Origin of the sequence: Blastococcus sp. TF02A-26 (assembly GCF_003319125.1) — a bacterium.
Lineage (GTDB): Bacteria > Actinomycetota > Actinomycetes > Mycobacteriales > Geodermatophilaceae > Trujillonella.
This window is the reverse complement of the sequence record NZ_QOHG01000025.1, coordinates 1-14254: the sequence shown is the minus strand read 5'-3', so window position 1 is coordinate 14254 and position 14254 is coordinate 1. Positions and strand designations below refer to the sequence as shown.

Genomic DNA, 14254 nt, shown 5'->3' with positions numbered 1-14254 from the left:
ATTCGCGACGACGGCCCTCCCGGGGAACCGGGAGGGCCGTCGTCGTGGAGCGGGAGCGGGTCAGTGCATGAGCACCGGGGCCGCGACCGCACCGTCCTCGCTGTCGAGGAGGTGCGACTCCTCCTTCTTCCGCGGGAGGAAGGCCACCGGGATCAGCGCGAGCAGGATCAGGACGAACGCGACGGTGAACGTCGTCGCGAACCCGTCGGCCACGAACTCCTGCGGGTCGACCGGACCGGACGGCGTCGCCGTGAGCTGGTTGGTCAGCACCACCGACAGGACGGCGGTGCCGATGGACCCACCGATCTGCTGGACGATGTTGACCAGCGTCGAGCCGCGGGCGACCTCCGCGTTGCTCAGCGACTTCAGCGCCGAGGTCATGATCGGCATCATCGTGCCGCCCATGCCCAGGCCCATCACGAACAGCGACCCGCACAGGACCCAGTAGGACGTGTCCGCGCCGACCTGCGTGAAGGCGAAGAACCCGGCGGCCATGACGAGGAGCGCGACGGGCACCGTGCGCCCGATCGGCACCCGGTCGGCGAGGACACCGGCCAGCGGCATCGTCACCATCGCGCCCAGGCCCTGCGGGGCGATCAGCAGACCGGCCATCAGCGTCGTCTCGCCGCGGACCTGCAGGAAGTACGACGGGAACAGCAGGCCCGCGCCCATGAAGGCGATGACGAACACGAACATCGCCACGGTCGCGATCGTCAGCCGGCGGTTGCGGAACAGCCGCAGGTCGATCAGCGGCTTGGTGGTCCGCAGCGCGTGCAGGACGAACGCGAGGATCAGCAGCGCGCCGACGGTGGCCGACACCCAGACCCGCGGGCCGAAGGAGGCGCCCTCCTCGCCGCCCTCGGCGATCGAGGAGACGCCGAACAAGAACAGCGCGAGACCGGGCGAGAGCAGCAGCATGCCGATGACGTCGAACGGCTCGGTCGTGCTCGGCTCGTCCTTCGGCAGCACGAGCTGCGAGAAGACCAGGGCGGCGAGGCCGATCGGCAGGTTGATCAGGAAGATCCAGTGCCACGAGGCGACGTCGATCAGCCAGCCGCCGAGGATCGGGCCGGAGATCGGGCCCAGCAGCATGGGGATGCCGAGCACGGCCATGAGCCGGCCGATGCGGTCCGGGCCCGCCGCGCGGGTCAGGATCGTCATGCCCAGCGGCGCGAGCATGCCGCCGCCGAGGCCCTGCAGGACCCGGAAGGCGACGAGCATCTCGATGGAGCCGGCCGCCGCGCACAGCACCGAGCCGGCGGTGAAGAGGAACAGCGCCGTCAGGTAGAGGCGCTTGGTGCCGAAGCGGTCGGCGGCCCAGCCGGTGAGCGGGATGACGGTCGCCAGCGCCAGCGTGTAGGCCGTCATGGTCCAGGCGACCGTGGCGTAGCTGGCGTCGAACTCGGACTGGAAGGCCGGCAGGGCGACGCTGACGACCGTGATGTCGAGGATCGACATGATCGCGCCGAGGACGACGACACCGGCGATCTTGAGGACCGGCCCGTCGATCTTCTCGGGGTACGCCTGCTGAGCCGGTGGTGCGGGGGTGGTCACAGGCACTTCTCCTGGTCGGGCCGCGGGCGGAGGACGCCGCCCGCGAGGATGTCGGTCAGCGCCCGGTGCAGCTGGCTGCGGTGCTCCGGGGCGAGGGCGTCGGTGAACGCCTTGAGCGAGGTGCGCTTGGCCTCGAGGTGCTGTGCCGTGAGCCGCTCGCCGGTCGGCGCGAGCGACACGAGCTTGACCCGCCGGTCGCTCACGCTCTCGCGCCGCTCGACCATCCCCAGGCGCAGGAGCTGGTCGACGTTGCGGCCCGCCGCCGCCACCGAGAGCCCGAGGGCCTCGGCGATGGCGTGGATGGGCATCGGCTCGGCGGACTTGGTGAGCACGAACAGCGTGCGCGCCTGGGAGAACGACAGGTCGCTCTCCACCAGCGCGTCCAGCCCGTCGGCCTCGCTGGCGTTCATCAACCGCGTGAGGAAGTCGACGAGGACGTCGTAGAGGTCGTCGGACGGGTCGGACACGGCGGAGATGCTATCGGCCGTGCAACCTTTGCGTCAGCGCACTGTTTGCCAACTCACAATGAAATCCCCGTCAACACAGGGCGGCCAGGGCGGCGTCAGACGCCGCGAGCGCGGCGCGGTCGAAGGTGGCGCCGCTGGCCAGCAGCTCGTCGGCGGCGGTGTGCGCGGCGAGCTGCTCTAGGCGGCGGCGCACCGTCGCCGGGCTGCCGGCGGTCACGGCGTCCAGGCCGCGCTCCACCCGCTCGGCGTCCTGGTCGTCCCAGCGCCGGCCGCGGATCGCGGCCACCGGCTCCAGGACGTCGAACACGCCGGTACGCCGCGAACGGACCATCGCCCACACCTCGGGCAGCGCCAGCTCGCGGGCCTCGGCGTCGGTGTCGGCGACCAGCACGTCGAGCGAGACGGTGACGTGCGGCCGGCTGTCCCGGTGCGGGCGGAAGTCCTGGCGGTACCGCGCCAGCACGTCCCCGAGCTCCGGCGAGGCGAGCACCGGGCCGCCGAGCACCACCGGCAGCCCGAGCCGGGCGGCGACCTCGATCCCCCGCCCGGTGGCGAGCACCGACAGCGGGACCGGCTCAGCCACCACCGGGTGGGCGGTCACCGGCGCCGTCCGCTCCAGGTAGGCGCGCAGCTCGACGAGGTCGTCGGCGAAGCTGTCCTCGTCACCGGTGCGGCGCAGGGCCCGCCGCACGGGAGGGGTGAAGCCCAGCGAGCGGCCCAGGCCGAGGTCGACCCGGCCCGGGTACAGCCCGGCCAGCATCAGGAACTGCTCGGCGACGACCAGCGGCTGGTGGTTGGGCAGCATCACCCCGCCCGAGCCGAGCCGGATCGTCGCCGTCCGCGCTCCGATGGCCGCCAGCAGGACCGCCGGCGCCCCGGACGCGATGCCGGGGACGCCGTGGTGCTCGGCCACCCAGAACCGGGCGTAGCCCAGCCGCTCGGCCGCGACCGCCCGCTCGACCGTGTGCCCCAGCGCCGCGCCCTCCGGGGAGCCGGCGCGGGTGCGGGAGCGGTCGAGCAGGGAGAGCCTCACGCGGGCTACATGTCCCGGTAGCGCACGGCCGCGGCGAGCTTCTCGGCCATGAGCTCCGCGGTGGCCGGGTGGCCCGGGCCGGGGAAGTCGTCGCCGGGGCGGACGTAGGGAGCCCCGTACGCGGCGGTGTCGCGCTGGTAGCGCCAGCCCTCGGCGAGGGGCCCGACGTCGTAGGCGTCGTACCCGATCGAGTCGAGGAACCCGGACACGACCTGCTTGGCGGTGGGGTCGTCGCCGGCGATGGCCAGGACCGAGCGGTCGGGGGCGCCGGCGGGGCGGGTCAGGGTGCGCAGGTGCTCGGAGGAGATGTTGTTGAACGCCTTCACCACCCGGGACTGGGGCAGGTGCGCCTGCAGCAGCTCGCTGACCGTCGTCGACTCGTCGTCGAGCTCGGCGACGTGCCCGTCGCGCTCGGGGTAGTAGTTGTTCGTGTCGATCACGACCTTGCCGCGCAGCGGCTCGACCGGCACCTGGCGGTAGGCCTTCAGCGGGACGCTGACGACGACGAGGTCGCCGGCCGCCGCCGCCTCGGCCGGGGTGGCCGCCCGCGCGCGCGGGCCGAGCTGCGCCACGAGGTCGGCGAGGGTCTCCGGCCCCCGGCTGTTGCTGAGCACCACGTCGTGGCCCGCGTCGACCGCGAGCCGGGCGACGGTGCCGCCGATGTGACCACTGCCGATGAGTCCGAGGGTCGTCATGCCGGGCGCAAGGCCCGGCGCCCCGCGGTCATTCCCGGCCTGCCATGACCCGGCCCGTGCCGTGGCGGACCACGGTCACCGGGCAGGGGGCGTGGTGCACGCACTGGTCGCTGACCGACCCGAGCCGCAGGCCCGCGAACCCGCCGCGGCCCCGGGCGCCGACCACGAGCAGGTCCGCGTTCTCCGCGGCGGCGATCAGCGAGGCGGCCGCCGGGCCGTGCACCACGTGGGTGTGCACGACCACCGCGGGGTCGAGGCCGGCGGCCGCGACGTCGGCCCGCAGCCTCTCGTGGACGGCGTCCTCGAAGTCGCTCAGCGGCGGGACGTAGCCCGGCTCCCAGGTGCGTGGCCGCGGCGCCGTCGTGATCGCCCAGGACCGGACGACCTGCAGCGCCAGCCCCGCGCGGCCGGCCAGCCCGGCCGCCCAGCACAGCGCCTCGCGGGCGTCGGGCGATCCGTCGTGCCCGACCAGCACCCCGCCGTCGACGGCCAGCACCTCGCAGACGTGCGTCATCCCCGCTCCTCGCACCCGGTGGTCTCCCCCCGACCACGATTCCCGGTGGCAGGAGCAGCGGGCAGGGACCAAGGGGCCGAGCGTCGGGACCTCGGTCCCGACCTGGGCGCCGGTCCTCGCTGGTCGGGGCGGCGGCGGGTCAGGATGTCGGCGTGACCAGCGCTGCTCCCTCCTCCCGCCCGTCCGCGGCCGGCCGCGTCGTCGTCGGCGTCGACGGCTCCGAGCCCTCCGTGCGCGCCGCCGTGTACGCCGCCGGTCTGGCCCGCCGCCGGCGCCTGCCCCTGCTGGTGGTGCACGTGACGCCGTGGGCCACCGGCGACGACGCGCTGCCCCTCACCTCGCCCGACATCGCCGCGGAGTTCCTGCGCAGCGCCACCCGCCTGGTGGAGGCCGCGGCCGCCACGGTCCGGGACGAGACCGGCTGGGACGACGTGACGGCGGGGGTCGTCGACGACCACCCGGTCGACGGCCTGGTGGCGCTGTCGGCCGAGGCGGAGCTCGTGGTGATCGGCGCGACCGGCGCCTCCGGGCTGCCCGGCCTCCTGCTGGGCTCCACCGCCGGTGGGGTGGTCCAGCACGCGCGGTGCCCGGTGATCGCCCTGCCCGGCGGCGCGGAGCCGGCCGGACCCGACCACGGCCCGGTGGTCGCGGCGGTCGACGGCCTGCCCGGCCAGGAGGAGGTGCTCGCCTTCGCCGCCGCGGAGGCCGCGGGCCGCGGCGCCCGCCTGGACGTCGTGCACGCGTGGCGGGACGTCGCCGTCGAAGTCGCCCTCGGCCCGTACGGCGGCCTGGTCGACTGGGCGGAGGTGGAGGCCGGGACCCGCCAGGAGCTCGCCGACCTCGTCGCCCCGGTGCGGGAGCGCACCCCGGATCTCGAGATCCGTGAGCTCGTCGTCCGGGACCGCACGGTGCCCGCCCTCCGGGAGGCCGGTACCGGGGCGTCGCTGCTCGTCCTGGGGCACCGGCCGCGCCGGCTGCTCCCCCGGCTCGGGTCCACCACGCACGGGGTGCTGCACCGCGCGCCCTGTCCGGTGGCGGTCGTGCCGCTGCCCGAGCAGGCGGCCGACGGGCCGGCGCCGGCATAGGGCCGACCGGCGGATCCGCCGGCAGCGAAAGTCCCTGGCTCCCGCGGCCGGCGATCTCTAGCGTCGGCCGGAGTCCAGGGCACCCTCCCCCGACCTCAGGAGTCCTCCCCGTGAGTTCCGCGCCGCAGCCCGGCCCCCCGCACGCCGACGTCCCCGCCGCCCGGGGCCGCGGCCTGACGAAGGTCTTCGGCGAGGGCGACACCCGCGTCGTCGCGCTCGACTCCGTCGACGTCGACTTCGACCGCGGCCGGTTCACCGCGATCATGGGGCCGTCCGGCTCGGGCAAGTCGACGCTCATGCACTGCATGGCCGGGCTGGACTCGGTGACCGCGGGGCACGCCTTCATCGGCGACACCGACCTCAGCACGCTCGACGACAAGCGGCTCACCGCGCTGCGCCGCGACCAGGTCGGCTTCGTGTTCCAGGCGTTCAACCTGCTGCCCACGCTGACCGCCCTGGAGAACATCACGCTGCCCATGGACATCGCCGGCCGGAAGCCCGACCAGGCCTGGCTGGACCTCGTGGTCGACACCGTCGGCCTGCGTCCCCGGCTGGCCCACCGGCCCAGCGAGCTCTCCGGCGGGCAGCAGCAGCGGGTCGCCTGCGCCCGCGCGCTGGCCGGCCGACCGGAGATCGTCTTCGCCGACGAGCCGACCGGGAACCTCGACTCCCGCGCGGGCGCGGACATCCTGGCCTTCCTGCGCCGCTCGGTGCACGAGCTCGGCCAGACGATCGTCATGGTCACCCACGACCCGATGGCCGCGAGCTACGCCGACCGGGTGCTCTTCCTGGCCGACGGCCGGATCGTCGACGAGATGCTCGAGCCGACCCCCGAGCGGGTCCTGGAGCGGATGAAGGCCTTCGAGCCGGAGACCGCCGCCGCCCCGCCCGCTGCCCCGCCCACCGGGCCCGCCGCGGACCGCACGACGGCGGGGACGCACTGACGTGTGGCGCACCACCTGGCGGAACCTGCTGGCGCACAAGGTGCGCCTCCTGCTGTCCGGACTGGCGATCGTGCTGGGCGTCGCCTTCGTCGGCGGGACGCTGATCTTCACCGACACCCTCAGCAAGACCTTCAACGACCTGTTCCGCAGCACCTCGGCCGACGTCAACGTCGCCCGCGCGGCCGCGTTCGACCAGGGGCTGGCCGGCACCGGCGCGGGCGGCACGGCCAGCTACGTCCCCGAGGAGCTGGTCGACGAGATCGCCGACGTCGACGGCGTCGCGGCTGTCGAGGGCTACGTGCAGGCCGAGGGTGTCTACATCCTCGACCGGGACGGCGAGGTGCTCGACACCGGCGGCGCGCCGGGCCTGGGCATCAACTGGAACCTCGAGCGTTCGGTCTCGCCCAACACGCTCGTCGAGGGGCGTGCGCCGGCCGGCCCCGGCGAGGTCGCGATCGACACGAACGCCGCCGAGGAGACCGGCTACCGGGTCGGCGACACCATCCCGCTGCTCACGCCCGGTCCGCGGATCGAGGCCGAGCTCGTCGGCACCTTCCGCTTCGGTGACTCCGGCGGCCTGGCCGGCGCCACGCTGACGGCGTTCGACACGGAGACCGCGCAGGAGCTGCTGACCGCCCCCGGTCAGCTCACCGGCATCGGCGTCGCGGCCGCCGACGGCGTGGACGACGACGCCCTCGCCGAGCGGGTGGCCGCCGCCATCGGTGACGACTACGACGTCAAGACGGCCACCGAGCAGGCCGACACCCTGGCCACGGACTTCGCCGAGGCGCTGTCGTTCTTCAACGTCTTCCTGCTCGTCTTCGCCGGCGTCGCGCTGTTCGTCGGCGCCTTCATCATCGTCAACACGTTCTCGATGCTGGTCGCCCAGCGCACCCAGGAGCTCGCGCTGCTGCGCGCGCTCGGTGCCAGCCGGGCCCAGGTGACCCGCTCCGTGCTGGGCGAGGCCCTCGTGCTCGGCGTCCTCGGCTCCACCGTCGGCCTGGCCGCCGGCTACGGCATCGCCGCCGGGCTGCGGGCGCTGTTCGGCTCCTTCGGGCTGACGCTGGACGGGAACCTGGTGTTCGCCGCCGACACCGTGCTGTGGTGCTACGTCGTGGGCATCGTGGTGACGGTGCTCGCGGCGTACGTGCCGGCGCGCCGAGCGGCCCGGACCCCGCCGGTCGCCGCGATGCGCGACGACGTCGTCACCGGCGAGCGCAGCCTGCGCCGCCGCACGGCCGTGGGTGCCGTGCTGACCACCGTCGGAGCCGCGGCACTGGCCGGCGGGACCCTGGTGGACGACGGCGGGAACGCCGCGTCGCTGGTGGGCCTGGGCGCCCTCCTGCTGATCCTCGGCGCCACGGCCTTGAGCCCGGTGCTGGCCCGGCCCTTCCTGCGGGTCGTGGGCGCGGCGCTGCCGCGGATCTGGGGGACGACGGGACGGCTGGCCCGGGAGAACGCGCTGCGCAACCCCCGCCGCACCGCGGCCACCGCCTCGGCGCTGATGATCGGGCTCGCCCTGGTCAGCGCGTTCAGCGTCATCGGCGCCTCGACGAACAAGAGCGTCGACGCGCTCATCACCGGGTCGGTGCGGTCGCAGTTCGTCGTCTCGAGCGCCGTCGGGCTGCCGTTCAGCCCCGACGTGGCCACCGCCGTCGCGAGCACCGACGGCGTCGACGACGTCACGCGGGTGCGGTTCGGCCAGGTCCAGCTCGACGGCAGCACGTCCTTCCTCACCGGCATCGACCCGGCCGGCCTGGAGCGGAGCATCGAGCTGACCTGGGTCGAGGGCTCGGCCGACGGGCTGGCCGGCGACGGGCTGGTGGTGGACGAGCAGACCGCGCAGGACCGCGGGTGGGCGGTCGGGGACACCGTGCCGGCGCTGAGCGTCGACGGCCGGGAACAGGACCTCGTCCTGGGCGGGGTCTACGAGTCCAACCAGGTGGTCGGGTCGACCCTGGTCTCCCTCGACACCCTGACCGCGCTCGGCGGCACCCCCCAGGACCGGTTCCTCTACGTGGACCTGGCCGGCGGCGTGGGCCCGGACGACGTCCGGCCGGCACTGGACGAGGCGCTCGCGGCCTATCCGGTCGTCGACCTCAAGGACCAGGGCGAGTTCCGGGAGGAGCAGAAGGCGCAGGTCGACCAGCTGCTGCTGCTGATCAACGCCATGCTCGTGCTGTCGGTGGTCATCGCCGCGCTCGGCATCGTCAACACCCTCGCGATGTCGGTCATCGAACGGACCCGGGAGATCGGCCTGCTGCGCGCCGTGGGGCTCGGACGGAGCCAGCTGCGCCGGATGGTGCGGCTGGAGGCGGTCGTGATCTCGCTGTACGGCGCGGTGCTCGGCCTGGTGCTCGGCACCCTCTTCGGGGTCGCGCTGAGCCGGGCGCTGGCCGACCAGGGCATCAGCGAGCTCGCCGTGCCGGTGGGCCGGCTGGCCGTCTTCCTGCTCGTCGCCGCGGTGATCGGGGTGCTCGCCGCCGTCGGTCCCGCGCGCCGGGCGGCGAAGCTGCGGGTGCTCGACGCCATCGCGCGGGCCTGACCCCGACTCAGCCGAGGATGGCCGACCGGAGCTTCTCCGCCTCGGTGCGGACGCGGTCGAGGACGACGCGGACCGGTTCCTCGGTCAGCAGGCCGGCGCACAGCGGGCCGACGGGGACCGGGACGTGGGCGTCGGAGCCCAGGCGGGCGGCGATCTCGAAGGCGACCCGCAGCAGCGCACCCTCCGGGGCCGCCAGGTCGTCGACGTGGTCCAGGGCCGTGACCATGCGTGCCGGGAAGCCCCAGTGCCGGAGGGCCTCGGCGGTGAGGCGGAGGGCGGGCATCCCGTACCGCTGGCGTTCCGCCCGCCGCCGGCCGGGTCCGGCGGGGTGCCGCTCCACGAGCTCGCCGTAGCCCTCGGGATCGTTGTGGTGCAGCAGCGCGGCCCCGAGCTGGGCGAGCATGCCCAGGCAGAGGGCGTCCGGTGGGCGTTCGCCGAAGCGGGGCGCCAGTGTGGCCGCGGCCTGGGCCAGATGGGTGCTGGTCAGCCAGAAGTCCTCGGGCAGGCGCGACTCGTCGTCCAGGTCGGTGAGGGCGACCGTCGCCATCGTCCGGACGGTCATGAACCCCACCACGGTGACGGCGAACTGCAGGGAGCTCACCCTGCCCCGCATGCCGAAGTAGGCGGAGTTGGCCAGCTTCATCACCCGGCCGGCCAGCGGGAGGTCCCCGGCCAGGATGTCCGCGATGTCGCGGGCGCCGGTGTCGTCGGCGGTCGTCATGGCGACCAGCTGCGCGGCCACCGGCTTGTTCGCCGCCATGGTGTCGATGGAGGCCAGCACCCTGTCCATGTCCAGCGGTGCCGCGGTCGGAGAGGTCATCGGTCGGCGTCCTGTCGGTCGAGAAACCAGGCGGCGCACGCGGCACCGGTCATGGGGCGGCCCAGGAAGTAACCCTGCAGGTAGGTGACGCCCAGGGCCGCGAGCTCCTCGGCCTGCCTCGGGGTCTCCACGCCCTCGGCCACGGTGGACAGGCCGAGCGTCCGGGCGAGCGCGATGACGGCGGCCGCGATCCCGGCACCGCCGGTGGCCAGCTCGGAGACGAAGGAGCGGTCGACCTTGAGGCAGTCCACGGGCAGGTGCCGCAGGTAGGCGAGGGAGGAGTAGCCGGTCCCGAAGTCGTCGATGGCCAGGTGCACCCCCATGTCCCGCAGCTCCTGGAGGACCGCCCGGGCGGCGGCCGGATCGGCCATGAGGGCCGACTCGGTGAGCTCGATCGACAGCCGCTCCGCGGCCAGTCCGTGCCGCGCGAGGGCCTCGGCGACGCGTCCGGGCAGGAACCCGTCCAGCTGCATCGCGGAGACGTTGACGTGGATGCCGCGCGGGCTGCGGTCCCCGAGGGCCGCGTCCCACTCCGCGAGCTGCCGGCAGGACTCCTCCAGCACGTGCAGCCCCAGCGCGGAGATGAGACCGCTGTCCTCGGCCAACGGCACGAACATGGCCGGGGAGATGACGCCCTGCACGGGGTGCAGCCACCGGGCCAGCGACTCGACGGCGACCACCCGCCCGTCGTCGGCGGCGACGATGGGCTGGTACCAGACGGCGAGGGTGCTGGAGTCGATCGCGTCGCGCAGGTCGGCGACCAGCTCCAGCTTCGCCCGCGCGGCGCTGCGGCCCCGCTCGTCCAGCAGGGCCACCCGGGACTTGCCCGCCGCCTTCGCCTGGTAGAGGGCGATGTCGCAATCACGGATCAGGTCCTCGGCCGTGGCGTGGTCCGCCGTCTGCAGGGTGATCCCCACGCTGGCGCTCGGCCGGACCTCCACCCCGGAGATCCGCACCGGGGCGGCCAGGGCACCGACCAGCCGGCCGGCGAGCACCAGGGCCTCCTGCTCGTCCATCCCGTCGCAGACGACGACGAACTCGTCCCCGCCGAAACGCGTCACCAGGTCACCGGGTCGCACCGCGGTGCGCAGCCGCACGGCGACCTCCACGAGCAGCTCGTCCCCGGCGGTGTGCCCGAGGGAGTCGTTGACCACCTTGAAGTCGTCGAGGTCGAGGAACAGGCAGGTGAGCCGCCCCGCGCCGGGGGTGAAGTGCTCGTCCACCCACTGGGCCAGGCGGGCGCGGTTGGGCAGGCCGGTGAGCGGGTCGTGGTGCGCCTGGTGCGCCAGCTCGGCCTCGAAGGCGAGGCGGTCGGTGACGTCCTCGACGGTGCCCACGAAGCCCACCCCGGCGCCGGGCGTCACGACCTGGTTGAGCCGCAGCACCGCGCTCCGGACACCGCCGTCGAGCCGGTGCAGCGCGAGCCGCACCGCGCCGTCCTCGCCGTCGAGCACCGCCGCGACGGCGTCCACGACGGCATCGACGTCCGCGGGGTCGACGACGTCCAGCCACCCGGTGCCGAGGAGCTGCTCGGGGGCCGCACCGACGAGCGCGCAGAAGGCGTCGTTCACGTGCGCCAGCCGCATCCCCTGCTCGGAGAGCAGCAGCGGCACCGGCGACCGCTCCGTGACGGCGGCGAAACGCCGCTCGAGGGCTTCCGCCGTCGCCCGCAGGGCCCGTTCCAGCTCGGTGGTGGTCGAGATGATGCGGACGGTCCACCGCACCCCCGTGGGCTCCGGCATCGCGACCACGACGGCCTCGACGGCCGTGCCGCTGCGGGTGCGGACGGACGTCGTCAGCTGGGCGGTCCGGTCGCTGCTGAGCAGAGCGGCGAGGTCGGCTCCGTCGAGGGTCGGCACGAGCTCCCGGAGGTCCAGCCCGCGCAGCTCCTCGGGCTGGTGGCCGAGCAGCCGGGCCGTGGCGTCGTTGACCCAGCTGATCCGGGGCGCGGCGCCGTCCCGGTCGACGACGAGCAACGCCGCGCACTCCGCTGCCGGCGGGTGCCCCGCGCCGGCTCCCGCAGGGCGTGCGGACGCCGGGGCGCTCTCGGTGCTCTCCCGCACGCTGCCTCCCCACGGTGGACGACGCTCACTCCGGCGCACCATTGAATAGCGCACAACTGGTCACCCGTCACGCGATCGCCACCGCAGGTCCTCCCTCCGGGGGAGGCTGCGGCCGCCGCAGCCCCGCTCCGTCCCGCCGCGCCGGGAGGCCCCCCAGGACGGGACCTCCGTCACTGCCCGCCGGGGGGCCGCGCACAGCACGCTCGGCACGACCGCCGGCGCCGCCGGCCCCACCCCGGGAGGACCCGTGCTGACGACCCACCTCGACCGCAGCACCGCGCGCGCCGCCGTCGCGCTGGCCAACCGCGCTCCCTCGGTGCACAACTCGCAGCCCTGGCGCTGGCGGATCGGGCCCTCGAGCATCCACCTCTTCGCCGACCCGGCTCGGGCCCTGCCCGCCACCGACCCCGAGGGCCGGGGCCTGCTGATCAGCTGCGGAGCCGCCCTGCACCACCTCCGGGTGGCCCTGCGGGCCACCGGGTCGGCCGGCCGGATCCACCGGCTGCCGGACCCGGCGCACCCGCAGCACCTCGCCGCGGTGGAGCTCTCCCCCGCACCGCCGACCGCCGAGGACCTCGCCCTGGCCCAGGCCATCGAGCACCGCCGCAGCGACCGGCGCGTGTTCTCCACCTGGCCGGTCCCCGACGAGTTCACCGCCGACCTGGCACGGGCCGCCGCCGACGAGGGCGCCACGCTGGTGGTGCTCGACCCGGCCCGGCAGTGGGAGGTGGCGCGCCTGGTCGAGCGAGCCGCCGTCGAGCAGGCCCTCACCCCCGGCCTCGCGCAGGAGGTCGCGCTGTGGAGCGGCCGGGCCCGGGGCTCGGCCGACGGCGTGCCGGCCGCCAACGTCCCCGGCGACGCGACCGCGGCCGTGCCCGTCCGGCACTTCGCGGGCCGCGAGATGGCGCAGAACGAACTCGGCCGCGGCGAGTCCGACGGCACCCTGCTCGCCGTCCTCGCCACCGACGGCGACGGGACGGTGGACCGGCTGCGCGCCGGGGAGGCGCTCAGCGCGGTCCTCCTCGCCGCGACCGCCATCGGGCTGGCCACCGATCCGATCAGCCAGCCGCTCGAGGTCGCTGCGACGCGTGCCCGGCTCGCGGCCGACTGCCTGCCCTCGGGACGCGCACCCCAGGTGCTGCTGCGACTGGGCTGGGCCCCGGTGAGTGCCGAGCCCGTTCCCGCCACCGGCCGCCGGCCGGTCGACGAGACCATCGACGCGTTCGACGCCTCCTGGTGATCCCCGGGTCCGGGCTCAGCCGGGGACTGCCGCGCGGGTGAGGCGGTCCATGACCGCCTCCTCGTCCACCGCGACCGCCAGGACCCGCAGCCCCGTGGCGGCCAGGCGCTCGCTGGGGATGCCCGGCTGCCGTGCCGTCCCGGGTCGCAGGGACAGCAGCCGGGCGCACACCCGCTCCCGGATCTCGGCCGAGTGGACGCCGATGCCACCGGTGAACACGAGGGTGTCCCACCCGTCGAGCGTGGTCACCGCGCCGGCCACCGCCATCGCGACGTCCCGGACGAAGACCCGCAGCGCCAGGTCGGCGGCGCCGTCGTCTGCGGCCAGCAGCTCCCGCACGTCGGTACGGCCGCCGGACAACCCCGCGACGCCCGACCGCCGGGTGAGCAGCTCGCGCACCCCGGCCACCGATCCGCCGTCGGCATCGACCAGGCGGAGGACGACCTCGGGGTCGAGGTCGCCGCTGCGGGTGAGCGAGGGCACTCCGCCGGCGGGGCTGAGGGTCGTCGTCGTCGACCGTGGGGCGCCGCCCTCCACGGCGGTGACGCTGCACCCGCTGCCCAGGTGCACGACGACGCCCGATGCCATGCCGGGCAGCGTGTCCACGACGCTCTGCACCGCCAGTCCGTGGGAGCCCCGGCGGCGCAGACCCGCGGCCCGCGCCCCGGCCGGCAACGGCAGGGCGACGGCCTCGTGGGGCAGGCGGGCGTGGAAACCGCCGTCGGGGACCAGCACGACCGCGGCGTCGGGCCAGCACGCCCGGGCCTCCTCGGCGACGGCGAGCTGCCGCGGGAGGTGCAGCGGATCGAGGGCCTCCTCGGCGTGCAGCCGCGACAGCAGGGCGTCGTCGGCCCGGCGGGCCGCCGGCAGCAGGGCGCTGCCGTGCACGATCCGGTGCGCCACGAGCGCCGGCCGCAGTCCGCGCCGTGCCACGGCGTCGGCGATCTCGGGGACCGCGGCCGGCCAGCCGCCGTGCAGCAGCGCTCGCTCGGCGGGAGCGCCGGTGCCGTCGACGGTCACGGACGCCTCGTCACGGTCGAGGCCGGCGATGTCGACGTGCAGCCGCAGCGCGGGGTCGCGCAGCGCCGCCTTGAGCGACGTCGACCCCGCGTTGAGGCTCAGGACCAGCCGCCGGGAACCGGCCGGGATCGTGGGCACGGGACCGCTGCTAGCTGTACTGACCGGAGACGTTGGTCGAGGACGTGTGACGACACGATCTGATTGATCTTGTTCGGGGAGGACCTCCGGACGTGGAGTGGAGCTGCTGAAGGCACCCATTCCACGAGCTCCGGAG

The 14254-nt window shown here is 75.0% G+C and carries 11 protein-coding genes and 1 pseudogene; 4 read left to right on the top strand and 8 right to left on the bottom strand.

Annotation, left to right across the window (positions count from 1 at the left end; translation table 11 throughout):
• Nucleotides 1–60: 60 nt before the first annotated feature.
• The 5 genes and pseudogenes from DQ240_RS20950 to DQ240_RS20930 form a co-directional block, all read right to left on the bottom strand.
• Complete coding sequence (locus DQ240_RS20950; RefSeq protein ID WP_113841656.1) at nt 61–1554, bottom strand: DHA2 family efflux MFS transporter permease subunit; 1494 nt, start codon at nt 1552–1554, stop codon at nt 61–63.
• Nucleotides 1551–2021, bottom strand: coding sequence for a MarR family winged helix-turn-helix transcriptional regulator (locus DQ240_RS20945; RefSeq protein WP_113841655.1), 471 nt, complete (start codon nt 2019–2021; stop codon nt 1551–1553). The genes DQ240_RS20950 and DQ240_RS20945 overlap by 4 nt, the downstream gene beginning before the upstream one ends.
• Before the next feature lie 70 nt (nt 2022–2091).
• Nucleotides 2092–3054: an MsnO8 family LLM class oxidoreductase gene (locus DQ240_RS20940; RefSeq protein ID WP_113841654.1), complete on the bottom strand. Its 963-nt coding sequence runs from the start codon at nt 3052–3054 to the stop codon at nt 2092–2094.
• Nucleotides 3055–3059: 5 nt separating this feature from the next.
• A pseudogene (locus tag DQ240_RS20935) lies at nt 3060–3755 on the bottom strand (NADPH-dependent F420 reductase); the annotation flags it as partial.
• Between the two features lie 22 nt (nt 3756–3777).
• Nucleotides 3778–4263, bottom strand: a complete 486-nt coding sequence (locus DQ240_RS20930) for a universal stress protein (protein ID WP_113841652.1) — start codon at nt 4261–4263, stop codon at nt 3778–3780.
• 152 nt (nt 4264–4415) lie between these two features.
• Here DQ240_RS20930 and DQ240_RS20925 point away from each other — a divergent pair, with 152 nt between their 5' ends.
• The 3 genes from DQ240_RS20925 (at nt 4416) to DQ240_RS20915 (ending at nt 8837) form a co-directional block, all read left to right on the top strand.
• Entirely contained in the window at nt 4416–5348 is a 933-nt protein-coding gene (locus DQ240_RS20925; protein ID WP_158548836.1) for a universal stress protein, read from the top strand.
• A 110-nt stretch (nt 5349–5458) separates the two neighbouring features.
• Nucleotides 5459–6292: an ABC transporter ATP-binding protein gene (locus DQ240_RS20920; protein ID WP_113841650.1), complete on the top strand. Its 834-nt coding sequence runs from the start codon at nt 5459–5461 to the stop codon at nt 6290–6292.
• A gap of 1 nt (nt 6293) precedes the next feature.
• Nucleotides 6294–8837, top strand: coding sequence for an ABC transporter permease (locus tag DQ240_RS20915; RefSeq protein WP_113841649.1), 2544 nt, complete (start codon nt 6294–6296; stop codon nt 8835–8837).
• 7 nt (nt 8838–8844) lie between these two features.
• On the opposite strand, the gene DQ240_RS20910 is transcribed toward DQ240_RS20915, so the two are convergent.
• A complete protein-coding gene (locus DQ240_RS20910) occupies nt 8845–9657 on the bottom strand; it encodes an HDOD domain-containing protein (RefSeq protein WP_113841648.1) in 813 nt (270 codons plus the stop codon).
• Complete coding sequence (locus DQ240_RS20905) at nt 9654–11720, bottom strand: bifunctional diguanylate cyclase/phosphodiesterase (protein ID WP_233498875.1); 2067 nt, start codon at nt 11718–11720, stop codon at nt 9654–9656. The genes DQ240_RS20910 and DQ240_RS20905 overlap by 4 nt, the downstream gene beginning before the upstream one ends.
• Before the next feature lie 247 nt (nt 11721–11967).
• Between DQ240_RS20905 and DQ240_RS20900 the strand changes: the two genes are divergently transcribed.
• Nucleotides 11968–12960: an NAD(P)H nitroreductase gene (locus DQ240_RS20900; RefSeq protein ID WP_113841646.1), complete on the top strand. Its 993-nt coding sequence runs from the start codon at nt 11968–11970 to the stop codon at nt 12958–12960.
• A 15-nt stretch (nt 12961–12975) separates the two neighbouring features.
• Here the strand turns inward: DQ240_RS20900 and DQ240_RS20895 are convergent, their stop codons facing one another.
• On the bottom strand, nt 12976–14118 hold the full coding sequence (locus DQ240_RS20895) for an acetate kinase (protein ID WP_158548833.1): 1143 nt from the start codon (nt 14116–14118) through the stop codon (nt 12976–12978).
• Nucleotides 14119–14254 lie beyond the last annotated feature (136 nt).